Source organism: Anaerolinea thermolimosa, assembly GCF_001050195.2.
Classification (GTDB): domain Bacteria; phylum Chloroflexota; class Anaerolineae; order Anaerolineales; family Anaerolineaceae; genus Anaerolinea; species Anaerolinea thermolimosa.
Window position 1 is genome coordinate 1846228 of sequence record NZ_DF967965.1, and the last position, 25548, is coordinate 1871775.

Annotated in this window: 21 protein-coding genes and 2 riboswitches; of the genes, 11 read left to right on the top strand and 10 right to left on the bottom strand. The window is 50.6% G+C overall.

Annotation, left to right across the window (positions count from 1 at the left end):
• Positions 1–687: a response regulator transcription factor gene (locus ATHL_RS08365; RefSeq protein WP_062192062.1), complete on the bottom strand. Its 687-nt coding sequence runs from the start codon at positions 685–687 to the stop codon at positions 1–3.
• 195 nt (positions 688–882) lie between these two features.
• Between ATHL_RS08365 and ATHL_RS08370 the strand changes: the two genes are divergently transcribed.
• From ATHL_RS08370 to ATHL_RS08390, 5 genes are all read left to right on the top strand, one after another.
• Entirely contained in the window at positions 883–2313 is a 1431-nt protein-coding gene (locus tag ATHL_RS08370) for an efflux RND transporter periplasmic adaptor subunit (RefSeq protein WP_062192065.1), read from the top strand.
• The gene (locus tag ATHL_RS08375; protein WP_062192068.1) at positions 2313–3077 is read left to right on the top strand and encodes an ABC transporter ATP-binding protein; all 765 of its coding nucleotides are present in this window, start codon (positions 2313–2315) and stop codon (positions 3075–3077) included. Before ATHL_RS08370 ends, ATHL_RS08375 begins: the two co-directional genes overlap by 1 nt.
• Complete coding sequence (locus tag ATHL_RS08380; protein WP_062192071.1) at positions 3064–4299, top strand: ABC transporter permease; 1236 nt, start codon at positions 3064–3066, stop codon at positions 4297–4299. The genes ATHL_RS08375 and ATHL_RS08380 overlap by 14 nt, the downstream gene beginning before the upstream one ends.
• A 21-nt stretch (positions 4300–4320) precedes the next feature.
• Positions 4321–5010 (top strand): hypothetical protein, encoded by a 690-nt coding sequence (locus ATHL_RS08385; protein WP_062192074.1) that lies wholly within the window; start codon positions 4321–4323, stop codon positions 5008–5010.
• Between the two features lie 222 nt (positions 5011–5232).
• A complete protein-coding gene (locus ATHL_RS08390; protein WP_062192077.1) occupies positions 5233–5754 on the top strand; it encodes a DUF4405 domain-containing protein in 522 nt (173 codons plus the stop codon).
• 203 nt (positions 5755–5957) lie between these two features.
• On the opposite strand, the gene ATHL_RS08395 is transcribed toward ATHL_RS08390, so the two are convergent.
• Positions 5958–6179 (bottom strand): hypothetical protein, encoded by a 222-nt coding sequence (locus ATHL_RS08395; RefSeq protein ID WP_062192079.1) that lies wholly within the window; start codon positions 6177–6179, stop codon positions 5958–5960.
• A 77-nt stretch (positions 6180–6256) separates the two neighbouring features.
• Here ATHL_RS08395 and ATHL_RS08400 point away from each other — a divergent pair, with 77 nt between their 5' ends.
• From ATHL_RS08400 to ATHL_RS08410, 3 genes are all read left to right on the top strand, one after another.
• Positions 6257–8308: an outer membrane protein assembly factor BamB family protein gene (locus tag ATHL_RS08400; RefSeq protein WP_062192082.1), complete on the top strand. Its 2052-nt coding sequence runs from the start codon at positions 6257–6259 to the stop codon at positions 8306–8308.
• A 120-nt stretch (positions 8309–8428) separates the two neighbouring features.
• A complete protein-coding gene (locus ATHL_RS08405) occupies positions 8429–9499 on the top strand; it encodes an L-threonylcarbamoyladenylate synthase (protein ID WP_062192085.1) in 1071 nt (356 codons plus the stop codon).
• Between the two features lie 33 nt (positions 9500–9532).
• Positions 9533–10735 carry an acyltransferase domain-containing protein gene (locus tag ATHL_RS08410; RefSeq protein WP_062192087.1) on the top strand — a complete coding sequence of 401 codons (1203 nt, stop codon included), beginning with the start codon at positions 9533–9535 and terminating at the stop codon, positions 10733–10735.
• Positions 10736–10811: 76 nt separating this feature from the next.
• Here the strand turns inward: ATHL_RS08410 and ATHL_RS08415 are convergent, their stop codons facing one another.
• The gene (locus ATHL_RS08415; RefSeq protein ID WP_062192089.1) at positions 10812–14018 is read right to left on the bottom strand and encodes a S8 family peptidase; all 3207 of its coding nucleotides are present in this window, start codon (positions 14016–14018) and stop codon (positions 10812–10814) included.
• A gap of 562 nt (positions 14019–14580) precedes the next feature.
• Between ATHL_RS08415 and ATHL_RS18855 the strand changes: the two genes are divergently transcribed.
• A complete protein-coding gene (locus ATHL_RS18855) occupies positions 14581–14871 on the top strand; it encodes a hypothetical protein (RefSeq protein ID WP_162787647.1) in 291 nt (96 codons plus the stop codon).
• A gap of 59 nt (positions 14872–14930) precedes the next feature.
• Here the strand turns inward: ATHL_RS18855 and ATHL_RS08425 are convergent, their stop codons facing one another.
• Genes ATHL_RS08425 through ATHL_RS08440 form a run of 4 tightly spaced genes read right to left on the bottom strand, consistent with a single transcriptional unit; the run spans position 14931 to position 19155 of the window.
• Positions 14931–16019, bottom strand: a complete 1089-nt coding sequence (locus tag ATHL_RS08425; RefSeq protein ID WP_062192094.1) for a pyridoxal-phosphate-dependent aminotransferase family protein — start codon at positions 16017–16019, stop codon at positions 14931–14933.
• Between the two features lie 10 nt (positions 16020–16029).
• Entirely contained in the window at positions 16030–16962 is a 933-nt protein-coding gene (locus tag ATHL_RS08430; protein WP_062192097.1) for a sugar kinase, read from the bottom strand.
• On the bottom strand, positions 16955–17848 hold the full coding sequence (locus tag ATHL_RS08435; RefSeq protein WP_062192099.1) for an NAD-dependent epimerase/dehydratase family protein: 894 nt from the start codon (positions 17846–17848) through the stop codon (positions 16955–16957). Before ATHL_RS08435 ends, ATHL_RS08430 begins: the two co-directional genes overlap by 8 nt.
• A gap of 47 nt (positions 17849–17895) precedes the next feature.
• On the bottom strand, positions 17896–19155 hold the full coding sequence (locus ATHL_RS08440) for an alpha-L-fucosidase (RefSeq protein ID WP_062192101.1): 1260 nt from the start codon (positions 19153–19155) through the stop codon (positions 17896–17898).
• Positions 19156–19340: 185 nt separating this feature from the next.
• A riboswitch (Fluoride riboswitch) is annotated at positions 19341–19400 on the top strand.
• A gap of 42 nt (positions 19401–19442) precedes the next feature.
• Between ATHL_RS08440 and ATHL_RS08445 the strand changes: the two genes are divergently transcribed.
• Positions 19443–20207 carry a DUF6062 family protein gene (locus tag ATHL_RS08445; protein WP_062192104.1) on the top strand — a complete coding sequence of 255 codons (765 nt, stop codon included), beginning with the start codon at positions 19443–19445 and terminating at the stop codon, positions 20205–20207.
• Positions 20208–20253: 46 nt separating this feature from the next.
• Here the strand turns inward: ATHL_RS08445 and ATHL_RS19505 are convergent, their stop codons facing one another.
• On the bottom strand, positions 20254–20676 hold the full coding sequence (locus ATHL_RS19505) for a HEAT repeat domain-containing protein (RefSeq protein WP_084001286.1): 423 nt from the start codon (positions 20674–20676) through the stop codon (positions 20254–20256).
• 177 nt (positions 20677–20853) lie between these two features.
• A riboswitch (Fluoride riboswitch) is annotated at positions 20854–20924 on the top strand.
• A gap of 65 nt (positions 20925–20989) precedes the next feature.
• Between ATHL_RS19505 and eno the strand changes: the two genes are divergently transcribed.
• On the top strand, positions 20990–22273 hold the full coding sequence (gene eno / locus ATHL_RS08455; protein WP_062192109.1) for a phosphopyruvate hydratase: 1284 nt from the start codon (positions 20990–20992) through the stop codon (positions 22271–22273).
• Positions 22274–22355: 82 nt separating this feature from the next.
• Here eno and ATHL_RS08460 read toward each other — a convergent pair whose 3' ends face one another.
• Positions 22356–23888 (bottom strand): MutS-related protein, encoded by a 1533-nt coding sequence (locus tag ATHL_RS08460; protein ID WP_062192112.1) that lies wholly within the window; start codon positions 23886–23888, stop codon positions 22356–22358.
• The gene (locus ATHL_RS08465) at positions 23885–25420 is read right to left on the bottom strand and encodes a MutS-related protein (protein ID WP_062192114.1); all 1536 of its coding nucleotides are present in this window, start codon (positions 25418–25420) and stop codon (positions 23885–23887) included. Before ATHL_RS08465 ends, ATHL_RS08460 begins: the two co-directional genes overlap by 4 nt.
• Between the last annotated feature and the right edge of the window lie 128 nt (positions 25421–25548).

The window sequence follows — 25548 nt, forward strand, 5'->3', positions numbered from 1 at the left end:
TTACTCAGGCTTTCGAAAACGATACCCAACCCCAAAGACGGTTTCAATCCAGACGGGGTCTGATGGATTGAGCTCGATCTTTTTTCGCAGGTTACGAACATGAATGTTCAACGTGCTGTTGATTCCAGCGAATCCACTATCAGAAAGCCTCTCAGCCAGTTCTTCGCGGGTAAATACCCGCCCCGGAGAACGCATCAGGGTGGCCAGCAAATCAAATTCAAGTGGGGTTAAAGCGACCTCTTGACCTCGAACTTTCACAGTATGTTCACCGGTATCCAGCCACACCTCACCCACATGAAGAATTTCCGTTGGTTCTTTACCCTCCATGCTCCTGCGCAAAGTCGCCCGAATCCTGGCCGTCAGCTCACGCAAACGAAATGGTTTTACCACATAATCATCCGCCCCCAGGTCCAGACCCAACACGGCATCGGTTTCTTCTTCCCGGGCAGTAATAATAATGATGGGCGTCTGACGTTCCTGCCGGTAAACTCGTAAAAACTGGTAACCATCCATTTTAGGCATCATGATATCTAACAAAATTAAATCGGGTTCTTCGTGCCGGGCAGTGTAGAGGGCAGTTTGTCCATCAGATGCCGTAATGACCTTAAATCCCTGTTCGGTCAAATATTCCTGAAGAAGTTGTCTGACGCTGGATTGGTCATCCACTACCAAAATTGTGGCCGTCATAATTCTCCTGCTTTTTGAATTTTTCGCACTTAGCGTATCACAGGCTCATTTAATTTTAGTGTAGAAAGGGTACATTTTTATCGGTTTGTTTTAGAAAACCCCCGCAAAAATTCACTTCCTCTACACAGGAAATAAATACCTCTCCTATATGATGAGAACAAATTCTAATCTCTTCATGGGAGGAGTCTGGATACGATGGAAACAAATCATTCGGTTCGTAAAACCCCAAACAGAAAGTTCATCTGGATTTTCTTGGGTCTGGGGGTCGTCCTCGGATTAGGGGCCATTTTTGTCTTTTGGTACCAGCCTTCCAGACAGGCTGTAGCGGCTACCCCGACAGCTTACAAAACCACAGTGGTGAGGCGTGGCAACATTATCCTTTCAGCCACCGGCAGTGGTTCCCTGAGCGCCGGGCAGGAGATCAATTTGTCCTTTCCAGTTTCAGGGAAGGTAGCCAGCATCACCGTGCAGGTAGGTGACAGAGTCTCTGAAGGTCAGGTGCTGGCTGAGCTGGCAGATCAGGCTTCCCTGGAAGCAGCCGTGTCTTCAGCAAAGGTTGACCTGATGGTTGCCGAGCAGGAGCTTCAGGATCTGCAAGATAACGCACAGGCTGCACTGGCAGCTGCCAGGCAAGAATTGGTCAGTGCTCAGGAAGCCTATGACACCGCTAAAAATGAGGCCAAACAAAAGGGATGGAGACGCTGTGATGAAGATACCACCAAAGCATATTTAGGATCCTACGAAAAACTGACCGAAAGGTTGGATTGGTATACCAGACAATATGATGGAAACTTCGACCCTGACTATTACCTGAATGTAATTGAACCTCTTAAAAACCAGATCAACACGGCTTATGCCAATTACCTCTACTGTAGCACTTATACCGATGCCGAGATTGAGTCGTCCCAGGCAACTCTGGCAGTGGCTGAAGCCACTCTCAATCAGGCCAAAGCAAAATTACAGAAACTGGAAGCAAATCAGGGAATCGACCCGGTAGAACTGGCTCAGGCACAAAACAAGGTCGCTACCGCCAAACTTGCCCTTGAAACTGCCCAGAAGAACCTGGAAGGGGCCGTACTTCGAGCGCCATTTGCGGGAGTGATCATGGCAGTTAATGGTCAGGCGGGAGACACAGTTTCTGCCAACAGCACTTTGATTACTTTGGCTGATCTGGCCCACCCGATCGTCAACTTTTCCATCGATGAAACAGACATGGACAAAGTGGTAGTAGGGGGAACAGCCGAGGTAACCTTTGATGCCATTCCCGATGTAATTTTCAATGGCACAGTATCGCGCCTGAACCCAAGTCTTGAAACCGTAAGCGGCTACCAGGTACTGACCGGGGTTATTAAACTCGATCCCGGCGATCATGGAAATCAGCTTCTGGAAGGTCTGAATGCCACCGTAGAAATCATTGCCGGAAAAGCCGAGAATGTCCTGATCGTCCCCATCGAAGCCCTGCGTGACCTGGGAGATGGTCAATATGCTGTCTTTGTCGTTGGCCAGGATGGTAAACCCCGCTTGAAAACCGTGGAAATCGGGTTAAAAGATAGCAGTTTTGTGGAAATTAAAAACGGTCTTCAGCAGGGAGAAGTAGTAACCACAGGAAATGTGGAGACGCAATAATGGATACCCCGCTTATCATTCAAACCATCTCATTGAAGAAATTTTACGGTGCAGGAGAGACCCAGGTGATAGCACTGGCCGGAATCGACCTGGAAATTCATCAGGGCGAACTGGTAGCCGTCATGGGGCCCAGCGGCTCTGGGAAGAGTACACTTCTGAATATCCTGGCCTGCCTCGACCAGCCCAGTGAGGGTCACTACTATCTCAATGGCACCGATGTAAGCTCTTTAAATCGTACCGAGCTGGCTTTCATTCGAAGCAGTAAATTAGGCATGGTATTCCAGTCCTACAATCTTCTCCCACGCCTGACCGCCCTCGAAAATGTCATGCTTCCCTTGTTCTACCGCCGCGAGAACCGTTTGTCCCCGGCCCAAAATCGGGAACGTGCCATCGCTGCCCTGGATATTGTTGGGCTTTCTGGCCGCACTCATCATTATCCCAACCAGTTATCAGGCGGACAGCAACAAAGAGTGGCCATCGCCCGTGCGCTAATCAACAATCCGGTGCTGATTCTGGCCGATGAACCGACCGGTAATCTGGATTCGCACGCCTCTGCCGAAATTATGGAGCTCTTCCAACAATTACACGAACAGGGCCGCACTATTCTCATTGTCACCCATGAGCACGAAGTAGCCGATCAAACCGAGCGGATTTTAACCCTGCGCGACGGTGCTCTGGTATCCGATCATTCTAATGGGAAATCAAGGAAGTCGGAGCGTCCTTCATCTCAACCTGCTGTGGAGGTGCCACATGAACTTTCTTGAAATCTTCAAAGAGTCATGGCGGAGTTTAAAAGCTAATAAGCTCCGTTCATTACTCACCACCCTCGGAGTAATCATCGGGGTGGCTGCGGTCATCGTGATGATCGCCATCAGTGCCGGTACCGAAGCTACCATTGCCGAGTCCATTTACAGCCTGGGCTCGAATCTGGTGTTCATCTCCTCTTCCTTCAGCCGGGTGGGCCCCAACCAGGGGCCACAGCCTCAGCAGGGCGGTCTGGTATATGACGACGTGGCGGCAATCAGAGAGAAAGTGAAAGGGGTCACCGGTGCCACGGTTGACCAGCAGGCCAGTGTCACTGTGCGCTATAACTCCACCACCCTCGATGGTGTGACTCTCATCGGTACAACCCCCGATTACCCCACAGTCCGCGGTCTTGAAGTTGCTTCAGGACGCTACTTTAATGAGACCGAACTGGAACGTGCTCAAAAGGTGGCGGTTCTAGGAAAAACCATCGCCCAAAATTTGTTCGGTGAATCAGACCCTATCGGCCAAAGCATCATGGTTAACAAAACTCGACTCACGGTCATCGGTGTAATGGCCGAAAAAGGCCTTGTGGGAGGAACCGACTTTGACCAGTTGATTTACACCCCCATCAAGGTAGTCTTTCAAAAATTCACCCCATCTCAATTTGCCCGTTTCATGGGTGACCGCGTCAGGCAAATTACAGTTTCGGTAGACCCAAAAGCCAACCTCGATGATGTGGTACAACAGATCAACCTTTTACTTGCCACCCGCCACGGGGTTACCCTGGACAGCCCGGATTTCTCTATCCGCACCCAGGCAGATATTGTCAAAGCACGCGAAGAAACCACTCAAACCTTTCGAAACTTGCTCATCTGGGTGGCCAGTGTTTCGCTGATCGTTGGTGGGATCGGCATCATGAACATCATGCTGGTGAGTGTTTCTGAAAGGACCCGCGAGATTGGCCTGCGCCAGGCGCTTGGTGCGACCCCCTGGGATATTCATTTACAATTTCTAACCGAGGCGTTAATGCTCAGCCTGGTGGGTGGAGTAATAGGTATGCTTGCTGGCATTGGCGGCTCCTTCCTCTTTGGAAAACTCAGTGAAATGCGTACGGTCATCGTCCCTTCAGCCATCGGGCTGGCGTTTGGCTCGGCGGCTCTGGTGGGAATATTTTTCGGTTTCCTTCCCGCCCGGCGTGCTGCTATGCTAGACCCCATTGTTGCCTTACGACACGAATAACCCCAATGAATAAGGATCCCTATGAAAAAACTTTCCTTAACTCCTCTCTTAATCATCGTCTGGATATTAACCGCCTGTTCAGCAGGCAATACCACTGCCATGGCCAATAACAATACCTCTGGTGTAGCTGGAACACCTCAACCCTTCGATCCCACCAGCCTGCCTCTGGAATCCAAACTGGCTATGGGTACTCTTAAACTGGAAGGGACCGATCTGGCTGTCACCAGAGAACAGGCCACCAATCTCCTTCCTCTCTGGAAAGCTGTAAAGTCCCTGGCAACCAGTGATACAACCACTCAGGACGAAATTAACGCCCTGTATCAACAAATTGAGGAGACCCTCACCCCTGAACAGATTAATGCGATCAAAGCCATGACCTGGACCAGCCAGGAAATCCAGTCTCTCATGCAAAATTTCGGGATCGATACCTCTAATTTTGCTGGTACCCAGGGAGCAAACGGTCTTACCCAGGAACAACGGGCAACTCGAATTGCACAGTTTCAATCACAAGGCGGTGGAAACTTTCGGGGTGGCGAACCCGGCTTCCAGCCGCCAGCGGGGGGTGGTGAAGCGGGTTTTGCTCCACCTCCAGAATCCAGCGCTCAGCAAACCCCCGACCCCACCCGCATGGCCAGTCGGCGACGGACAAGTATGAATCAGCTCTTCATCGACCCACTGATCAAACTTCTCGAACAAAAAATCTCCGGTTAAAAAACAACCCGAACCATTCCCATCAGAACAGGCATGGTTGCCTGTTCTGATTTTTTAAGGGGAACACATGTATTTTTTCGATCCATCTTCTGGTCATTTTTCACACCCAAATAAAGAGAATGATTATCCGATATATCTCACGAATGAACCTTCTCTATATCAAAACTAAAGGTTCATTTCTGATAATCAGGCCATTGAATTCCTTCCAACAAGGAGATCCCCATGCATAAAATTAATCTTTTTCTGGATGGACTTCTGCTCACGGCATTCCTGGTCATCATGGAACCCCGTCTCACAGGTGTTCCATGGCACGAATGGCTTTCCATTGCCCTGGCCGTGGCTTCGGTGATCCACCTGCTTCTTCACTGGCAATGGATCGTCGAGGTTGGGAAATCCCTTTTCCGAAAATTCTTCCATCGCTCTCGCCTGAAATGGATCGTAGACAGCCTGTTATTCACATCCTTCACCATTACAATGTTTACCGGGCTTCTCATTTCCGAGAGCTTCCTGCCTGCCCTTGGCCTCAGAGGTTCACGTGATTTCCTCTGGAGAGGCCTTCACGGTACTACAGCCAACCTGACCCTTCTTCTGGTTGGATTGCATTTTGCCTTGAGTTGGGACTGGGTAGCTACCATGTTCAAACGGTACCTTCTCAACCCTATCCGGAAACGCTTCTCTCCTCGCAGACCGACTCCCATGCCGGCTCCATCCCAATCCATTCCTCCCCTCTCTAAATCTTCTTAACCGGGTGAGCAAAGATGGCTATAAAAGTTTCTCTAAAAGTTTTATTGAAGTCAGTCATCATTCTCCTGGTAGCAGGGATCATTGCAGGTGGTTTTTACCTTCTGGTAACCCGATCCCGGGCTTCCTCAGCCATACAAGGAAACAGCTCCATCCGCTTTGAACAACGCTCACAATACCCGGGTGAAGCCCCTTCCAGGTCGTCTCTATTGGGTAGGTCCGAAAGTGAGTTTGGTGACAGGGGCTTCGAAGGGCGGCATGGTCGAAATGGAAGCCTGGTTGCCTGGCTTGAGATAGCCCGTAACCTCGGGCTGATTGCTCTGATTACCTTCTTTGTGGTGGGCCTTCAGTGGGTCCTGAAGCGTTTGAGGCGACGGCCCATCCCATGATGAAACCAGGCTCCCGATCATAAATCGGGAGCTTTTCATGATTCCTCCTGCAAACAGGGAATCTGAAGCTCATCTCCCCGTAACCTGAGAGGACGTTTGACGACAAAGGAAGTGAAATGACTACTTTTCGTCGTATTTTACTCATTTTCACAGGTCTGATCGTATTATTGAGCAGTCCGGCACTGCCAGCCCGATCAGCACAGGCCATTTTGTCTGTTCCGTTTTCTCAGGTTTACCAGAGCGACACCACCAGAGTATTTCTCCCCCTCATTTCAAAGCCCGCCCCCATCGCCGCTGGCGAATGGACACAACATGCCCACGATGCCCTTCATACCAGCTACACCAGTCAGTCCGTTCCCACTCCCTGGCGCTGGAAGTGGTCATGGAATGGCCCCGACTCCCTGGGGCGGGTGAGCAGTGGAAAGTTCTCCCTTCCGCGGAACACCCAGCCGGTGACCGGTGGTGGGCGGGTGTACATCGCGGCTGGTAGCCGCGGTGTGTATGCACTCGATCAACAGAATGGAGGGCAATTGTGGAATAGAAATCCCGGGGGGGCGATTAACTCCACTCCAGCATACGACCCTTCCAGCGACTCGTTATTTGTGGTATCCAGCAATGGCCGTTTATACCGCCTGAATGCATCTACCGGACAAACTACCGGGGAATTTAACAGCGGCGCTGCCAGTGACCTGCCACTCCCCCCTGCTCTGTATGCTGGGCGGGTATATTTCAGCATGGGAACGCGCGTTTACGCGATTGATAGCAATTCCATGCAACCTTTTTGGAGCTATAACGCAGCCTCCAATGTCCATACGCCTCCTGCCTTTTCTCCCTCAACCGGCCTGGTGGTAGCCATCAGCGAAGACCTCTACGTTCATGCCATACGCGATGCCGATGGTTCCCGTGCCTGGCGATCAAAACCCACACCTTTGAACCCGGGAGAACCAGGGAGCAGTTCGAACAACGCCGAAGTAAAATATGGCTGGCCAGTGATCGCCGAAGGGCACGGGCTGGTTTTAATCAAACTCCGCCTCGACTGGCAAACCATGTGGACCTGGAGCCCCTGGCCCACTTCCAATGCCACCATGCGTTCCAACCTGTCCAGTCGTCCCGACGAACAGGCCCTCTTCGCCTTACGTCTTTCTGACGGCAATATTGCCTTCAGAACCAATGTAGGGCACGGTGGTTTCGGCGATGGAGGTTACATGCCCATGGGGCCTCAGCCAGTGGTGAAAAGATTCGATGACGGCACTGAGGTAGCTTACGTGGTCATGCGCGGCTCTCCCTGCCTGGTGAGCGGATGTGACGGGCGGGGGGACTCGCGCCTGGGTGAAATGCTGCTCGACGGGCAAACCATTACGGGCTTCCAGGCTGGCGATGTTCGTTTCATGCAGAATACCTACTTTCCCACCGATGAGCAGGCCAATTTATCCATGGCCGGAAACGACATTTTCGGCGGCCACTGGATGTTCGGCCTTGCCCATCGTATTCTCGACCGCTCCCCATCCCGTGGAAGTTCTGCAAATAACGCCATCACCGTGTCTAATTTGCCCCATATCATCACCTCCGCCAGCAACTGTGGATTCAGTTCCACCCATTACTGTTCGACCTCTCTGGTTCAGGATGGCGATCCTCGCAACATTCCCGCGGGTTTTTATATTTACTACAACCAGGGTAAGGTCTACGATCAATACTGGGGGGCCTATGCCGTCTGGGTAGTCAGTAACAACCTGGTCCTTTTCCGCTCCAATGACGGTGCCGTAGTTGCTCTGGAAACGGGAAATCCCACCTCGCTGGAGACCCTGGCTGAAACCAATTCTCTCCCATCTCTGGATAGCACCCCTCCAACGGATATTCCCCCTTCTTCGCAACCCGAGCTCATCAACGTTTCGCAGGCTCAGGAGTATGCTGGAAAGGTCGCCACCGTCGAAGGTGAAGTGAAGTACATCTTCAACAATGGCAAAAATTACCTTCTGGGTTTTGCCTATCCCCACCAGGGTGTATTTAAAGCACTGATCCCTATACCAGACTGGCAAAACTTTGACGCCCCTCCCGACACCCTTTTCACGGTTGGGCAGCAGATTCAGGTAAGCGGCCTGATCGAATGGTACCAGGGTGACCCGGTCATTTACGTTCACCGGCCAGATCAAATCCAAATCCTCCCCTAAAGTCCAGAACCATTTTCCTGTTCAACCAAAGACACCCACCAGGATCAATCTTCAGGGTTGGTGTCTTTTCAGCCTTGCATTCCTCAGTACCCATCGGTACAATTGCCACGCATACCCATCATGAATCCAGTCACCCGCATACTCACCATCTCCGAAAGAAACCCCGACCCCTCTATCATCGCTGTGGCCAGCCAGGCCATTTTAGAGGGGAAACTGGTGGCCTTCCCTACCGAAACCGTGTATGGCTTAGGGGCAAACGCCCTCAACCCCGAGGCAGTAGCCCGCATTTTCTCGGCTAAAGGGCGCCCGGCTGAAGATCCGCTGATCATCCATCTGGCATCTCCAAGCGATCTTCCCCGTGTAACGTTGGAAGTTCCCCCCATGGCATTACTTCTGGCACAGGAGTTCTGGCCAGGGCCGTTAACCCTGGTGTTACGGCGTCACCCGGCCGTTCCTCCCTCTGTCTCCGCAGGCCTCGACACAGTTGCTGTTCGAGTGCCCGCTCATCCAGTAGCCCTGGCCCTGATTCAAACAAGCGGTGTTCCCATTGCCGCCCCGTCAGCCAACCTGTTCGGTCATTCCAGCCCTACCACTGCCCGCCATGTATGGGAGGATCTTTCCGGACGGATCGACCTGATTTTAGATGGCGGCCCCACACCGGTGGGGGTTGAATCCACCGTTCTGGATCTCACCTCTTCCATACCCACCATCCTACGGCCTGGTGGAGTAACCCTGGAAGCCTTACAGGAAATCATCGGGGACGTACACACGCTCAAGAACTCCCCTCTTGACAGAGGGAAACCTCAGGCATCTCCCGGGTTACTCGGAAAACATTATGCTCCTCATGCCCGGCTTATCCTACTAAAAATGGTCAACCCCACCTCTCTGCATCAAACCTTAAGGCGCCTTGTGAGCGATGAAACCAGCAAGGGAAACCGGGTTGGGCTCCTCATTGCCTCAGAGGATCTCCCTTTTGTCCAGGATCTTCCTGCTAAACTGGCGGTGATTGGCTCTCTGGATGACCTGGCAACAGTTGCTCGGAATTTGTATGGCGGAATCCGCCAGCTGGATCAGGAAAACGTCGATCTCATCCTGGCACGTGATTTTGGGAATTTTGGTCTGGGAATGGCTATTCGAGACCGCCTTTCTCGCGCCTCATCTCAGCAAATAACGGACGATGAGCAACCCTGATCTACATCATGAGACACAAACGGGAGGGCACCTTTGGACATCGAAATCCTGCATCCTGAACGGCTGGCCTGCTGGTGTAATCGTCTTCAATTTCCTGGGCCGGTCATCGAAGATCTCCAGAAGCTGGCAGAGCAAATCCAATCCAGCCCGTTCCTTTTCGATAAATTCGCCTCTATCTATACGAAAACAGTCCTCAGGGGTGAATGGCACCGCGAGTGGACTCCTTTGCCCATGGATCCGGATGTGGAGACAGTCCTTGGCGAGGCCACTGTACGTTTCTATTTTCTGGCTTACCTGGCGGCTTTACCCCTGGCTCATCAAGAGTATCTCCGACGTGGCATTTCTGAAGCGATCTTTGATGCCACCATGGCTGATATACGCTTCTGGCTCTGCCAGGAAATTTCAGAAAATGGCACCTGGCGGTTTGACCAGTTTAACTGGATCTGGAGACACCTCTCCTGTGAACTCTTTCGTCTCGGGCGTCTGCAATACATGCTGATCCTGTTCGACTCAGGAATCACCGCTTTTCGCCATCGCCAGAGCCAGCGTATCCTGATACTCGCTGATCCAGACATGCTCCTTCGGGCAGATGGTTATGCGTTTGAAGCCGGTAAGTATCCTCCAGAGTTTAAACATCTTGAGCCAGAAAGGAAGCCGGAGGAACCCTGGCGACCTGACTTCAGAGAAGAACCCGATGGCTGGTTCGGATACCCTGTATCACCTTATGGGTTTGTCCTGCGCCATCCCAGGTTTTTAAACCGCACTGAATGGGAGCTAATGTTACAACGGGGAGATCCTGTATTGGATATTCACATTCCTCGGGGTGATCCTTTCCACCCCGAGGCTATTCGCGACTCGCTCTACCAGGCACAGGCTTTCTTTTCCGAGCAATACCCCCACAAACCCTATAAAGCCCTGTTCTGCCACACCTGGTTTTTCACCCCTCAGCTCCAAAAAATTCTACCTCCAACAAGTAATATTGTTCGTTTCCAGCGAGAGTTTTACCTTTACCCTCACGATGGAGGTCCGGGCTTTCTCTGGTCTTTTGTGTTTGGCGAGAAAAATACCGACCCCGCATCCGCACCACGAGACACCTCCCTGCGCAGAGCCGTGCTGGACTGGCTGGCGGAAGGAAAAGAGCTGTTCGACCTGCCCGGAGTGGCCTTTCATGGGCCACAAAAGTGGGGAGAGCAACCTTACATGCGGCAGTGGGATGAACACGATCCTGAAGTTTAAAGAACATTTTCTCCAAATGAATCCATTGGGGCTGCCTGGTTTTCAGGCAGCCCCAATTCTTCACTTACCAGAAGGCTTATGGTTGAACCGTAACCGCAATAGCCTCTTTCCCTTCAGGGTTGCCATTTTTAATACCCCCACGGGAGCCATCGAACATCAACAGCACACCAGACTGTGTCACCGGAGAGGTGACACCGGTATGCACAACAGTCAGGGAGCTGGAACCACCCGCAGGAATATCGTTAATCAACCCAATGTAACGCTCTCCACCCGGGACAACCACAATACCATCAATGTAGCTCATCACATTACCGGTAAAGTAGTTATCTTCAGATTGAACCAGAACATCCAAAGGCTGGCCAATTGAAGGTACCGGGATAGGCCCACCCAGGGCCGCCGGACGGGTTGGGTCAGAAAGCTGGCTGCCACAAATAGTCAACACCATATTGGCCGTATTGGAGCCATGATCGGTGAAGAAAAAGGCACTGGCACTTCCGGTGCGCAAGTTCACCACCCATGCCAGATTCCGACCATCGTTCAAAGTATTCAAGGTGAAATCGGCATTGACCACGGCGAAGTCAAAAACTCCGTCCCGATCAACGTCGATGTAAACCCATGCCTGGTAGGGTGTCTCTGGTGTGGTACTTCTCTGATAGGCATGAATGGCAAACTGCATCAGGAAGGTATTCCCCGGGCAAATTCCGGTGCCGTCATAGGTTATATAACCGACGTTTTTAAGCACCGTCACCGGTTGACCTTCGCCTGCGAACCCGCTTGCCAGGTTGAATGGATTCACGCCAACCAGCGCATAGGTATCAACCTGAGCCGTTGCCACCCCTTTATTGGTGAAAGTAACAGGTGTGTTGAGCTTCACGCTTGATACCCCTGTTACACTGGCTGCCTTTCGAGGTAACACATGCCAGGGCAGATTAATATTGTTGAAAGAACCCGAGTTGGGGGTCAGAACAAGGTAGCCATCATACTCAAAGGTCGTTAGCGTGGTTGCGTCACCTCCCTGAGACCCCAGGTTTATACCCCAATCGCGTAAGAGGGCGCCATTGATCGTAAGGGTCACAGTGAAGCTCTTGCTACTCCTTTTGGGAACATTGATCGACGGAGGCGCATCCACCGAGACCGCACCGGTTGCCTGATCATCCGCAAAGCGGAAGGTAGGAGTGATCGTGTATGTAACTGCTTTATCTGAGTAGTTCTTTACCATTACCGTGCGTTTGATCTTGGTAACCCCCGTTACATCTACAAAACCAAAGGAGAGTGCCCCAATTTGGCTAACGCTCTCCCAGGCTGCAGCTTTGGCCGCGGCTGCACGATCAACCCGCACCTCACCGCTACCGATCCGCGAGATCGGCGCCAGACCATCTCCAAAGAGAGCCGGCTTGTTCATGATATTGGTTTCTGCATTGTTCATCAACCAGGTTTTTATTTCCTGAGGAGAAAGGAAGGGGTTGACATCCTTGATGAGAGCAGCGGCACCTGCCACCATCGGTGAAGCCCCAGAGGTACCTCCGAAAGCTTCGGTTCCCGTGCCCGAACCCGCCACAGCGGAAACGGAGGCGCCCGGTGCGCCAATTTCCGGTTTAATCATCTGGCCGTACATTACAGCGTTCCCATAAAACATTTTCCCCATCGTCGGCCCACGGGAAGAGGAACCCACTACTGTACCCACCAGAGAAGGGCGGTTAGCCGGATCAAGTCTTGCGGTCACGCCCACAGCCAGCTGGCTTTTGATTCGGTTGGCATCTACCTGACGGATCATGTACCCCGGGACATTCGGTGTACCTCCACCAAAGCCCCCTTCAAAGGGGTCTCCAGGGGCAACCAGCCCGATGATCCCGGCAAGACCGCCTCCTGCCGCAATATTGCTGATTTTCACGCTAAAACCACAGGTACCCCGGTCAACCAGCACAATTTTACCGGCCAGCGAGCCAGGCGCAAAAGCCGAGCAACCAAGCAAATTACCGCCGGCCCCATCCCCGTACTGTACGGGCGCTTCAATAACCGCGGTCAATGGAGCTGACCATGGCTGGAATACCGCTCCATAGGTACCTGCAATCACAGGCGGGGTCAGAACCTCAAGCCCTTGAAGAGCCGCAGAAGGCACTTCCGTTTGAGCGACCGAAAGAGCAGTTCGTGCTCCACTGGGTGTGCCCACAATATACGGTTTATCTGCACTATTTCCTGCCGAAGATACGGTCAGAATTCCAATGGCTGTGGCATTATCTACGGCAATCGCAGTTGCATTATCGTAGTTCTGCCCGTATAACGCCCCCAGAGACATGTTGATGATATCCACATGATCTGTGGTATCCCCGTTCTGATCCGGATCAACTGACCAATCAATGCCCTGGAGGATGGCGACCCCACTGCAAGAACTGGATACAGCCGAACAGACCTTCACGGCATACAGACTCACCTCCGGGGCAACCCCCTTTTTCCCTCCAATAATATCCGCCACGTGGGTTCCATGCCCACCGGCGCACAACCCGCCAATTACCGCCGGCCCACAATCAATAGGGTCTTCATCCGGCGCCAGAGGGCCATTCGGCCAGACCTCGCCCACAAAATCATATCCACCTACCACACGAGCTGTTGGGAAGAGACCATCCCGGGTGGTGTTTTTCGGGTCATTGGTCGAGGTACCGTAAGCATCCAGATAAGCCTGGAGAGTACCCGGCCCGCCGAATGCCTCATGGGTGTAATCAATCCCACTATCCAGCACCGCCACCCTGACATCACGTCCACCATATCCAGCCGCCTGAACCGGAGCAGTCGCCCCAATATAAGGCACTGTTTCCGAAAGATCCACTTCATAAAGACCAACCGGATTAATGGCTATCACGCGCGCATCACGAACGATCTCTGCCAGTTTGGTGGCATCCACCTCCATCATCACCGCGTTCAACACCATTCGCGTCCGACCCAGAACCGTTGCCCCGGGATCAATTGCCTTAACCAGGTTGATTACCTCATTCTGCTGAGCGTCAATAGCCGCTGCCTGCCTTCTTTGTGAAGCAGGATCAGGAGCGAGGCCTGCTGGAGCAGCCGAGAGACGAATGACCACCTGACGATACCCTGCCTGTGTGGCAAGCCCTGGGTCCAGTCCCAGATACTCAGTTTCGGCTGGGGTCTGAAGCAGAAGATCGTCAGCACGGGTGAAAGATGGCAGTGGAACATCGGCTCGAGCTGGTGACACTGTCGAAAACCCAAGGCCGATGATAAACAGGGCCGCTATTACCCAACGGCCAACCAATTGAAGACCTTTCATAAGACTCCCTCCTAAGAAATCAAGAACAAAGAATAAGAAATCCTTTTTCAAGAAAATATCCCTATAACCACCCTCCTTTCCAGAAAACCTTCACGAAACCCTTTGGCGGCTGATGGATTAATTCCAAAAAACCTCGTTCAGGTAGAACCTGCCAGGGCACTATGGAAAAGTCGTAACACCCCTTTTTTCATCTAATCCAAAGAAAAAAGCCGCCAGATCGATAGTACAATTTTAGATATTAAATGTCAAGGAACAAGACAATTCATTCTGGAACAATGAAAACCTTTTTCCGAGTGGAACATTTCATAACCTAAACGCGTCTTTTCTATAAAGGTTAGAAAGAACAGCTTCTACTCGAATACCCATTGACCTTCTACCGGTATTTCCATGAAAGGATTGACCCATGAAAATCACTGCGATACTCTTCACAACTCTTCTGCTATTCATCCTGTTTGCCTGTTCTCCCCTCACCAACACCCCGCAACAGGCTTCTCCCACTTCAGTGAATACCTCAACTCTCCCCCCAGCTCCAACCCACACCCCTTCCCCGGAGGAACCAATCATGTCTCCCGTCACGAATGCGCCTGTTACTGGTGAAGCCCCTCAGGATGTACTGGATAAGGTTCTGACCGACCTTGAACAACGGCTTGGGCACAAACCATCCCGGATTGAAATTCTCCGCAGTGAATTTGTCACCTGGAATGATGGCTCGCTGGGTTGCCCAAAACCAGGGGTGTACTACACCCAGGCAACCGTCGATGGTTACTGGATCATTATCAAAGCTGATGAAAAGACCTATGATTACCGTGTGGCCAGCTCGCAATCCACGCCAGTCTTATGTTCTGAATCGTAAATAACCAATCAGGCGTATGGGGTTATGCTCCCATACGCCTGATTTTTCGGTCTGAGGTGTTATTTTCTTAAAATGGTTTCCAGAACATCCAGAGCCCGGGTTACCAGCTCCATATTTGCCTGGCTGCCCATGTGCCCCAATCGGAATACCTTGCCTGCCAGTGGGCCATAACTTCCCCCCACAACCAGTCCATGTTGACGGGCTCGCCGGTCTAGCGCTTCCCACGGGATAAACGGTGGCACTTTCACCGCCGTCACCGTTGGAGAAGGAATCGCCTGCGCAGCCGGAAATAATTCATAACCAATTTCCTGCAACCTTTGCCGGCAAAACCGCGCAACCTGGTCATGTCGGGTAAATACTGCATCCAATCCTTCTCTTAATATCAACTCAGTCGCTGTATGCAGCGCGGCCACTCCATGCCAGTAAGGCGTGTAGGGGAAGTAAAAATCACGTTGGGCGGTTGAGAACGGTTGCAGGGCATCATACCCGATATAACCCACTTCATGGATAACCTCCCAGGCTCGTTCGCTGACCACAACAAACGAGGTAGAGGGGGGAGCTGAAAGGGCTTTTTGTGAACCTCCCAGCAACAGATCAATCCCCCAGGCATCTACCTCTACGGGTGCACCAGCCACACTGGAAACCGCATCTACGTAAAGTAAGGGTACTCCATGTTTTTTCTTCAGCCTTCCCAGCTCTGCCAGCGGGTTGAGCGTCCCTGAAGGCGTCTCACAGTGAACTACGGTGATCATTTTGGGTTGAAACGTCTGGATGACCTGATCGATATCCTCCCAGTCTCGAATGGTTTCATCGTAAGGCAACCCAACCGTCTTCACTTGAGCCCCCAGGTTGCGGGCCATATCTGCGATCCCATACCCAAACACGCCGGTAGCAATGGAAAGTACCCGGTCTCCGGGCCTCAGAGTGCTTTTGAGCGCCCCCCAAAGAGCCAGCATTCCTTCACCGGTCATGATCACCACCCGATTCTGGGTCTGGAGAATCTTCTGAAGGTTGGCCTCCGTCTGGTTATACAAATCCAAAAATTCTGGTTCAAGATCCCCGGATCCATAATCCTTCAGGTAAACCTGCCTGATCTCTTCAGGCACACGAACGGGCCCGGGAACCATTGGAATAGGATATGTTTCCATTATCTATAATCTATCTCCTTTCTGGCGGAAAAACCTCAGCTTCTGCAGGATACCCGTGGTAATCCCCCAGAACCTGTACCGCAGATGCCCCCACCCTCGCCCCCGCTTTCAGGCAATCGATAACCGGTAGGCCGCGTAACCAGCCTGCTAAGAAGCCAGCATCAAAACCATCCCCTGCACCTACCGGGTCAACCACTTTCTCCACCGGATAAGCCGGAACATTCACAATTTCTCCGGCATCCAACACAAACGCACCTTCCTCCGCTTGTTTAAACACCACAATCGAAGGCCCCAGAACAGACGCAGCTCTCAGGCTCTCTTCTGCCCCTTCCACCTCCAACAACGCCCGTGCATCCTCGTGGCCCATCAGCAGAAAATCAGCCTGTTTCATCAAAGGGAGGAGGTTTTTTCGGGCGGTTTGTTCATCCCACAGGCGTGCCCGATAGTTAGGATCAAATGAAACCTTCATTCCTCGTTCCCTGGCCATCTCAATGGCTTTCTGACAGGCATCCGCACAGGAAGCACTTAATGCCGGGGTGATTCCGGTCAGGTGTAAAATTTTAGCCCCGGTAAACCACTCCTCCCGGAGATCCTCCACGTTTAACCGTGATGCCGCCGAGCCATTTCGATAATAATAGACTCGCCGCTGACCATCGAGAAAGTGTTCTCGAAAGAAAACACCCGTAGGAGCGTTTGGGTCTGTGCTTATCGCCCGGGTATCAACTCCTTCTTTCTGAAGCGTTTTGTAAATACGCGCCCCCAAAGGGTCAGCTCCAACCCGGCTAATAAACAAAGCACTGTGCCCCAACCTGGCCAGCCCGATACACAGGTTCGACTCAGCCCCGGCGATATCCATGCGCAAATCCGAACAGACCTCAAGGCTCACTGCTTCTGCCGGGTAGATTAACGCCATACATTCACCGAGCGTCACCACCTCAGCCATGATTCTCCCTCAAGTACCCTGCTGAGGGGTCCCTTCGGCTGAATTTTGGTGACCAACCGAGCAGGCGTTTTGCCTTGGTACAATCAACCAGGCTTCGATAGGGCTGACCGTTGAAATATTCCTCGCGGCTGATCCTCGACCAGGGCAGGGAAGCATAAAAGGTCTCTACCAATTCCTCCGATGGTCGGTCTGAGGTGGTGTCATCAGCTGTCAGCAAGAACGCCTCATGACCCGAAACAGGCGCAACCAGGCTGAGCAACACTGCCTCACACACATCACGTACATCTACATAAGAAAAGAAATCATTTTTTCCAATCTGTTCTTTCTGCTCAGGAGGTAGCCAGCTCCACCAGTGGTCCCTGGAAGAGCCCGGATGCCAGACCGCAGTAGGTCGCAGGCTTATCACAGTCATATTACTCCGTAAAGCGAAAGCCTGGCATAACTCTTCGCCGATATGCTTTGAAAGGAAGTACGAACGAGTCACAAAGTGGGGAATTTCATCGTCCAGGGGGAGATAAAGCCCGGTGTGATGTGGCTCGGCCTGTCCCAGGGCATTAATACTCGAAAAATTCACCACTCGCTGTACTCCAGCTTCGGCACATGCCAGAAGCACATTCCACGTACCACGAATATTAGTCTCTAATACCAGATCATCCCGGCCAGGAACATCATAAGCAATGGCCGCCAGATGCACCACCGCATCTACTCCCTGAACCAGACGCCGAACCAGAGTTAAGTCGGTAATATCACCAGGGTAGTGCTCACGGCCTTCTTCTGGTTTTTGAGCCTGTAAGTCGGTGGTGATTAAAGAATGCCCGGCTTCTAATAATCGTTTTGTCAACCAGCGTCCAATACCACCATTACTACCTGTGACAAGGATTTTCATACCCACAACCACCTCACCATTTGTCCACCAATCCCACCACGGAGCGCTTATTTCAAGACCAGCTCCACCACCGTATCCCACTCATCGGGTAACTCAGCGGTTGGGAAGGAAAGAAAGGCATCTTCTGGATATTCAGCCGCATTCCATGGACGCTCAAGGCGAATCTCAGAGTCATCGGCCAGAAGTCTGGCATAGGCAATCTTTCCTTCCAGACCACGCAGATTAATCGGGCCAATCCCCCGCTCCAAAATATGAGCGTAGAGCCTGTTTCCTTTACGCGTCCAGCGCCCCCACTCCGGGCGTTCTAATGTCGCATGCCCACAACCATAAATACTTTCCCCATTGCGGTGCATCCATTTTCCTACCTGATGGAGAATATCCACGCATTCTTCAGGGATTTCTCCCTTGGCAGTGGGCCCCACATTGAGCAATAAGTTGCCACCTTTTGATACACATTCCACCAGCGCCCTTACCACCGTACGGGGTGACTTCCAGTTTTTATCCCAGGCGGCGTACCCCCAGTGGTCGTTGAGAGTAATACACGCCTCCCACGGAATGGGCTCTCCGGCTTCGTTGGTTACTCCCTCAGGTGGGATAATTTGTTCTGGAGATGCAAAATCACCGGCATAAATCTCTGGCTCACGGGCTTTGATATTTCCACCCAGGCGGTTATCAATCACAATACCGGGTTGCAGCCGCCGCACCATCTGCACCAGCTCGGTAGCCCTCCAGGCTTCTCCTTGCATATCATCATAGGAAAAGTCGAACCAGATAATATCGATCTTCCCATAATTGGTCATTAATTCTTCCACCTGATGGTGCATATATTCCACATATCGCGGCAGATTCCCTCGATGATCCTGATATTCGGGGTTATTCCGATATGGGTGGATGCGATCTCCCGCAACCGGGTAATCAGGATGATGCCAGTCGAGCAGAGAATAATAGAAACCAACTTTCAGCCCTTCAGCTCTGAAAGCTTCCACATACTCCCGTATCAGGTCTCGTTTTGCAGGGGTGTTGGTCGCTTTATAATCAGTATACTGACTGTCAAACAGGCAAAATCCATCATGGTGTTTAGCCGTCATGACAGCATACTTCATTCCAGCCGTCCGAGCCAGGTGCGCCCATGCTGCCGGGTCATAATGGATGGGGTTAAAGGTGCCAAAATAAGATTGGTATTGCCACTCCGGAATACTTTCCTGTTGTTTCACCCATTCGCCCCGGGCAGGAATGGCATAAATCCCCCAGTGAATGAACATACCAAAGCGCGCCTCAAGAAACCATTTCAGATATTCTTTTTCCATGATCTCCTCCAGGTATTCAGGGATGATCGAAAACCCGACTATTGCTTATCCGAAAGTATTTATAGCATTAATCGATCCATCCAACCAATGAACCCCGTACCAGAATCCTGTGCACTCGTGTCCTGTAACGTACCTTGAAAAGCTTCCCGAGGGCTTTCAATGATTCAGATTATAATTGATACAAATATCACCCTGGCGATGAAGCTCGCCATAATTGTCCTCTGACTGATAGCTTCTACTTTATGACTCGAAAAAGTAGAGGCACATTTTTTATTCAGGATAAAGAAATGGCATTTGCCCTCTCCATCGTCACCCTTGAAGAAGCCCTGGAAAAACCCGGTTGCGCCATTTGCCGACTGGAGCATGAAGCCGCCATTCGATGGATCGACACCCTTCTTTGGGAAAATACCAACGACCCGGCAACCCGAAAACCAATCAATAATGCGTACGGCTTCTGCCCGGAACACACCCGAATGCTTGTTGCCATCGAAATATCCAATAGCGGTCCAGTTTTGGGCGTGAACATTATATATTCCCTCCTGGCAAAAATCGTCAGCCAGGACTTAAAGAAAGTCAGGAGCCAACCCCAAGCCCAAACACGGTTTTCTAAAGTCCTGCGAAAATGGGGAGAAAAATTTTTTCAGCGAAAAATCTCCATCATCCTTCAGCCCCAACAACGATGCCCCGTATGCGAAATGGTAGAACAATCCGGGAGAAATATCCTTTCCATTTTGTTTGAGGTCATTGAAGCTAAAGATCAAAAGTTAATCGAGGCTTATCAGCGTTCGAATGGCATCTGCCTCCAGCATTTACGCATCGGGCTGGAAAATTACATGGTTCGATATCCAAAATCAGCAGATTTCTTGATCCAGGACACGATTAACCGCCTTGACACCCAACAGCGCCAGATGTTGGAGTACATTCGAAAACATAACTGGGCTTATCGGGACGAGAAGCTAACTCCTCAAGAGCGTATAGCATGGCTCCGCACGCTCACTTTTTTTACAGGTTATCCGGCAGAAAAGTTTAATCACCGGATAGATGAGTTTTAAGGGAAATAGCTTAATCGAATACAGCAAAAACCCTGGGATTCCACATCTATCCGGTATGGCGATCCCATCGCTGTACATTAACGTGCCCTTCATTCAGGTCAACCAGCAACTCTTTTGCCAGATCAGAAACCAGTCGAGAAGGATGCTGGCTGGCCCGTTGCAAGATCTTGATCCGATCAGGATGAGGTATTTTTACCACCGCCAGTAAAACTGCACGAAGGAAAAAATAATCCTCCTCATTTCCCTCAATAATCTTTATAAATTCCGGTAAAGCGCGTTCGCTCTTTAAATTTCCGAGAATTTGGGCAGCCATGATCCTTCTCTCAGGCAATGTGTGATGCAATGCAGCCAACAGCTTATCCTCAAAAGCCTGCTGTCGAAATTCGTCAAGAGGGTATCCACAATGAGGGCAGACGCGTTCATTCGCGGCAACCTCCGACCAGCATTGAGGGCAGTAATAAGTCAACATCAGAACACTCTTCTAAAAGATAACCAGCATTCTATCATTTGCTCCCTATCATAACCCTAAACGAAATAAAAGAACAAGTTTGTTGATCAAATAGCGATTCATTACACGCCGGTTAAGAAGCATGACCGGTTAAACTCCTGCTCCATGAAGGCTTGACATCGAAATTAAGCCGTATACAATCAACATAGCGATGAGGCTCGCTGGAATTAAACGAACCGCCGACCACGGCTGATAGCCTCTGTCTTGAGAATTCACAGACAGAGGCTTTTTTAATATCCTGTCATACCCGTCACTTTATCTAAAAGGAGTAACCATGAATAGTATCATCGCTCGTGTCCACGCTCGAGAAATTCTTGACTCGCGCGGCAACCCAACAGTAGAGGTGGAAGTAACCCTGGAAAGTGGTACTTTCGCTCGTGCGGCAGTTCCATCAGGGGCCTCTACCGGCATTCATGAAGCGCTGGAAATGCGGGATGGAGATGCATCACGATTTGGCGGCAAGGGCGTACTTCAGGCCGTAGCTCACGTTAATCAAGATATCGCCGATGCTCTCTTGGGGCTGGATGCCCTGGATCAGGCCCTGATTGATAAAACCATGATTGATCTGGATGGAACTGCAAACAAAAGCCGTTTGGGTGCCAACGCCATTTTAGGCGTTAGCCTGGCTGTAGCCCGAGCCGCGGCAAATGAATTGCACCTTCCTCTTTACCGCTACCTGGGAGGTGTAAGTGCCAAAATTCTCCCGGTACCTATGTTTAACATCTTGAACGGGGGCGTGCATGCCAACTGGCAGGGAACCGATTTGCAAGAGTTCATGATCGCCCCTGTGGGCGCTCCAAACTTCCGTGAAGCTCTTCGCTGGGGAAGCGAAGTTTATCAAAACCTGAAGAGCGTAATCAAGAAAAAAGGTTATTCCACCGGCGTAGGCGACGAAGGAGGTTTTGCCCCTGCTTTGAAGTCCAATGCTGAAGCGATCGAGATCATTCTTATGGCCATCGAAAAAGCTGGTTATCGCCCCGGGGAGCAAATAGCCCTTGCCCTCGACCCGGCCTCCAGCAGTTTCTACGAAGATGGTGTTTATCATTTACGTACCGAAGGGAAAAAGGCTACCTCCGCTGAGATGGTAGCCATGTATGCCGAATGGATTGACAAATACCCTATCGTTGTCCTGGAGGATGGGCTGGCAGAAGATGATTGGAGTGGTTGGAAGCTCCTCAACCAGACGGTTGGCGAGAAAGTCGAGCTGGTTGGGGACGACCTTTTTGTGACCAATGTTGAACGCGTTTCCCGGGGCATCAACGAAAACGTTGCCAACGCTGTCCTCATCAAACTCAACCAGATTGGCACCCTCAGTGAGACCATTGCCACAATTGAGCTGGCCAGAAAAGCCGGTTGGGGAGCCATGGTTTCTCATCGATCCGGAGAAACGGTTGACAGCTTTATTGCCGATTTTACCGTTGCCATGGGCACTGGCCACCTCAAGACCGGCGCCCCCTGCCGCGGGGAACGGATCGAAAAATACAACCAGCTCTTGCGCATCGAGGAAGAACTTGGCGAAACTGCCGTTTATGCTGGCAGAAAAGCTTTTGTCAGGTAATAAACTTTGTCTCTTACCTGAGTGTTTCAGGGGCATCCAGCCATTGGGCTGGATGCCCTTTTAGTCCTCATTTCATATTGCCTCAGGTAGCAATTTCCTGAGTAGCTGACTCGGGTACCGGTGAAGTGTTTCCAAAGACGGAAGAATAGATATCCTCCCCAAAACTTGTTGGAAGCGGCTCTCCCTCGATCAGCTTAAATGTGCGCTTTCCACCCGACTTCCTTTCAGCTCGCAAAAACAAAAAGCGCTTATCTCGCTGAGTGTAGAAATTATGGGCAAACTCGTAGAAATGCGTCACAAAAAATACCTTGATCTGCCTCTCCAGAAACGCAGTAGTGATCTGCCTCCCAATTTCTGATCCTTCACGCTCATTGGTGGACGCAAAGGATTCATTGAATAACACGACGCTATGTGGAATGAGATGATCCACAATGTCACTCATTCTACTCAGCTCTTCATCCAGCTTTCCACTTTTCATCGAGGCATCTTCTTTACGCTTATAGTGTGTAAAAAGATGAGCGCATACATTCGCAGAAAATTCATCAGCCGGGACAAACATACCGCATTCCATCATCAGTTGAGCCAGACCAATGCTCCGTAAAAAAGTAGATTTTCCCCCCTGGTTGGCCCCCGTGATGATGAAAAGCTCCTTACCATCTCCCTTTCCATCATTTCCCACCACTTTCTGCTTCATAGTCAGGGCCAGACAAACATCATATAAGCCACGAAAGGAATGCTTCCGTTCGGTCATTGGCGCAGGAGAAGGGAATGTAACCGGGCATCCCATCTCATTTAGTTTTTCATATAAATTTAAGCACCCGATGTAGAAAGCCAGTTCGGTTTGCAGCATACGAAAGAAACTATCTACATGGTCAGCAGATTGAGCAAGGGCATTAGCCACCAGGTTAATCCCTCTGTCTTTTAATTCAGACAGGGCCCTGTTTCCTGCATCATCCCGTTCACTGATATAAAAACTGTAAACTGGCTTTCTCCGAAGAAGAATATCACTCACACTCCGCCTTTTCACAGGCATTTTCAACAAAACATAATCCATTCCCTCGTTACCCATTCCCAGTCTGGCACCCAGCAAAACACCTTGCCGAAACCTCAAAGCCTTTAGATGCTGAACAGCCTCCATGAAAAAACTATCGTCAAGCTCTTTTTGAATCATCTCAAAAAAGGCCTTAAAGCCTCTGGAAGCAAATACCGCCCCATGTTCTTCGGCGATATGACGTAATTTTCTTAACTCATCTAAAAACATCTCCATCATTTCAATAGAGCTACTCAAAATACCACTTGGGTAATAGGTAAATATACCCATCCAGTTCTTCCTTTTGTTTTCCATCGCCTCAATGGGAATTTGATATATTTCTCTGATCACCTCGGGATGGTTCAAACAATCTTGCAAAATTTCCTGGCGGTAACGAATTTCTTCTGGATCTTTTAAACCCGTCAGAACCACTTGCCTGGCTACTTTGTACAGAAATTTATCCCCTCTAGCCATAGCATTCCATAAAGTGTTCAATTCCAAATCCTGAACCAGGTCCTCCTCATTAAAAGGAAGAGGTTGTTCAAGGTCTAGATCTCTATCTGGGTACATTAAGTAAGCTTTCATCCTGGAATCCGCTCCTTAATCTGTTCATAGGTCAACCGATATTTCTTTGCAATATGAATGGCGAACGAAAGGCCATCGGCCGGTTTTCTTATCACCTTAAAGGTCCGAATCATAGGGTTATCTGGTAATACAGTGCTGACCATACTGACGGTTTTCTTGTGATAAGAAGTCAGTTCATCGATAAACGTTACCCAGACGCAAAATGCATCCAGCTGTACAATGGCCTCCATCACTCGCTTGCTTAAAAAGGTGGCATCCTTCAAGGAAGTCGAAGTAAAAATCTCGTTCATAATCAGGATGCTATCTGAGGTAGCATGTTTCAGGATTTCGTGAATCCTGACCAGGTCATCCTGCAACTTACCCCGAAGGTTGCGGATATCTTCCTCTTTTTCGAAATGGGTATAAATCTGGTCCCACAGGAATACATGGGCTTCCTCCCCGGGGACGGGAAGACCCAGGCTGGCCATATAGTGGATTTGCCCAAACATACGCGCAAAGGTGGTCTTTCCACCCTGGTTGGGCCCAGTGACCACAATGATCCTTTCATTTTCTCGGAGCTCAAAATCATTGGTGACAACGGGCAGTGCCCCGGTCACACATTGATTGGCCAGTGCAATATCGAAAGCTTCGTAAGCCCAAACCGTTTTCTCCGTGTTTGAAACCTGCGGGTAACAGAATTTCAGGCCAGCCTGTTTCAGCCTGGAAATGAATTCAAAATAAGCCAGATAAAACTGAACTTCACGGTCGAACACCCGAATCGTCTCATCCATAAAATCGAGATGATCCTGGCAAAACCGGTCTAAGGCACCAAAAATCTCCGGGTAGAGTTTCGCCACACAATCTAAAATCTGGGCCTCAACATAACTCATGCCAGCTCCACCGAGCTTAAGACGATAATCCTTCACCGCTCCTTGTTTAAATTTCAAGAAGGTCTGTTCTACCTCCTGACTGTAATCAGGTTCCGACTCATAAGCCCGAACTTGCACCCAATTCCCTTTGATGTGAACGCAATATTGAATAGTGGCCAGTTCATCTTTTATTTTTCTTGCTTCCGCCATCATGGCGGTGAACCGTTCCGATTCCACATAATGATGCAGATAATCACGCAGGGCCTTTAGTCCTCGTGATTGGAGATCTACCGATGAAATACCTGCAGCAAGTCCTTCCACAGCCTTACCATAGGCTAAAATCGACTCCAGGAACCACCCCTCTTTATGATTTTTGAAATAAAGCTGATCAATCAAACCCAGATATCGGCGTGCCAAAACCATTTGTTCAGCAAACGCCTGAACCTCTTTTATCAAGAGCGGGTTTTCCAGGTCTTTTCCCACCTCTTGTCGATAGAGAATCTGATCGATATCATGGAGAGGGGTATAGAAAAAAGGCTTAAGCCTGTAATCCTGCCGCCCAGATACAATTTCTTTAACTGCCTGATCCAGGTTTAAGTCCGGAAAGTAAACGGGTTGTCCAGCAGATTCTGCCTGTTCGGCAATTCCCCTGTCTAGAAAAAGAACACTTAGAAAAACTGTCATTTACTCTCACCTCAATAAAAAAGCCTCTACCGGCGTAAGCTCCAGTAGAGGCTATCAGTCTGCCACAGACATTGATCGCGAGCCTCATCGCTCTATTGGACTTCTTTCAAAAAAAATTATACCACCAA

Bases quoted from the DNA above. Each gene is read 5' to 3' on its own strand.
- ATHL_RS08365 (WP_062192062.1), bottom strand. From the start codon at position 687: ATGACGGCCACAATTTTGGTAGTGGATGACCAATCCAGCGTCAGACAA.
- ATHL_RS08370 (WP_062192065.1), top strand. From the start codon at position 883: ATGGAAACAAATCATTCGGTTCGTAAAACCCCAAACAGAAAGTTCATC.
- ATHL_RS08375 (WP_062192068.1), top strand. From the start codon at position 2,313: ATGGATACCCCGCTTATCATTCAAACCATCTCATTGAAGAAATTTTAC.
- ATHL_RS08380 (WP_062192071.1), top strand. From the start codon at position 3,064: ATGAACTTTCTTGAAATCTTCAAAGAGTCATGGCGGAGTTTAAAAGCT.
- ATHL_RS08385 (WP_062192074.1), top strand. From the start codon at position 4,321: ATGAAAAAACTTTCCTTAACTCCTCTCTTAATCATCGTCTGGATATTA.
- ATHL_RS08390 (WP_062192077.1), top strand. From the start codon at position 5,233: ATGCATAAAATTAATCTTTTTCTGGATGGACTTCTGCTCACGGCATTC.
- ATHL_RS08395 (WP_062192079.1), bottom strand. From the start codon at position 6,179: ATGAAAAGCTCCCGATTTATGATCGGGAGCCTGGTTTCATCATGGGAT.
- ATHL_RS08400 (WP_062192082.1), top strand. From the start codon at position 6,257: ATGACTACTTTTCGTCGTATTTTACTCATTTTCACAGGTCTGATCGTA.
- ATHL_RS08405 (WP_062192085.1), top strand. From the start codon at position 8,429: ATGAATCCAGTCACCCGCATACTCACCATCTCCGAAAGAAACCCCGAC.
- ATHL_RS08415 (WP_062192089.1), bottom strand. From the start codon at position 14,018: ATGAAAGGTCTTCAATTGGTTGGCCGTTGGGTAATAGCGGCCCTGTTT.
- ATHL_RS18855 (WP_162787647.1), top strand. From the start codon at position 14,581: ATGTCTCCCGTCACGAATGCGCCTGTTACTGGTGAAGCCCCTCAGGAT.
- ATHL_RS08425 (WP_062192094.1), bottom strand. From the start codon at position 16,019: ATGGAAACATATCCTATTCCAATGGTTCCCGGGCCCGTTCGTGTGCCT.
- ATHL_RS08430 (WP_062192097.1), bottom strand. From the start codon at position 16,962: ATGGCTGAGGTGGTGACGCTCGGTGAATGTATGGCGTTAATCTACCCG.
- ATHL_RS08435 (WP_062192099.1), bottom strand. From the start codon at position 17,848: ATGAAAATCCTTGTCACAGGTAGTAATGGTGGTATTGGACGCTGGTTG.
- ATHL_RS08440 (WP_062192101.1), bottom strand. From the start codon at position 19,155: ATGGAAAAAGAATATCTGAAATGGTTTCTTGAGGCGCGCTTTGGTATG.
- ATHL_RS08445 (WP_062192104.1), top strand. From the start codon at position 19,443: ATGGCATTTGCCCTCTCCATCGTCACCCTTGAAGAAGCCCTGGAAAAA.
- ATHL_RS19505 (WP_084001286.1), bottom strand. From the start codon at position 20,676: ATGTTGACTTATTACTGCCCTCAATGCTGGTCGGAGGTTGCCGCGAAT.
- eno (WP_062192109.1), top strand. From the start codon at position 20,990: ATGAATAGTATCATCGCTCGTGTCCACGCTCGAGAAATTCTTGACTCG.
- ATHL_RS08460 (WP_062192112.1), bottom strand. From the start codon at position 23,888: ATGAAAGCTTACTTAATGTACCCAGATAGAGATCTAGACCTTGAACAA.
- ATHL_RS08465 (WP_062192114.1), bottom strand. From the start codon at position 25,420: ATGACAGTTTTTCTAAGTGTTCTTTTTCTAGACAGGGGAATTGCCGAA.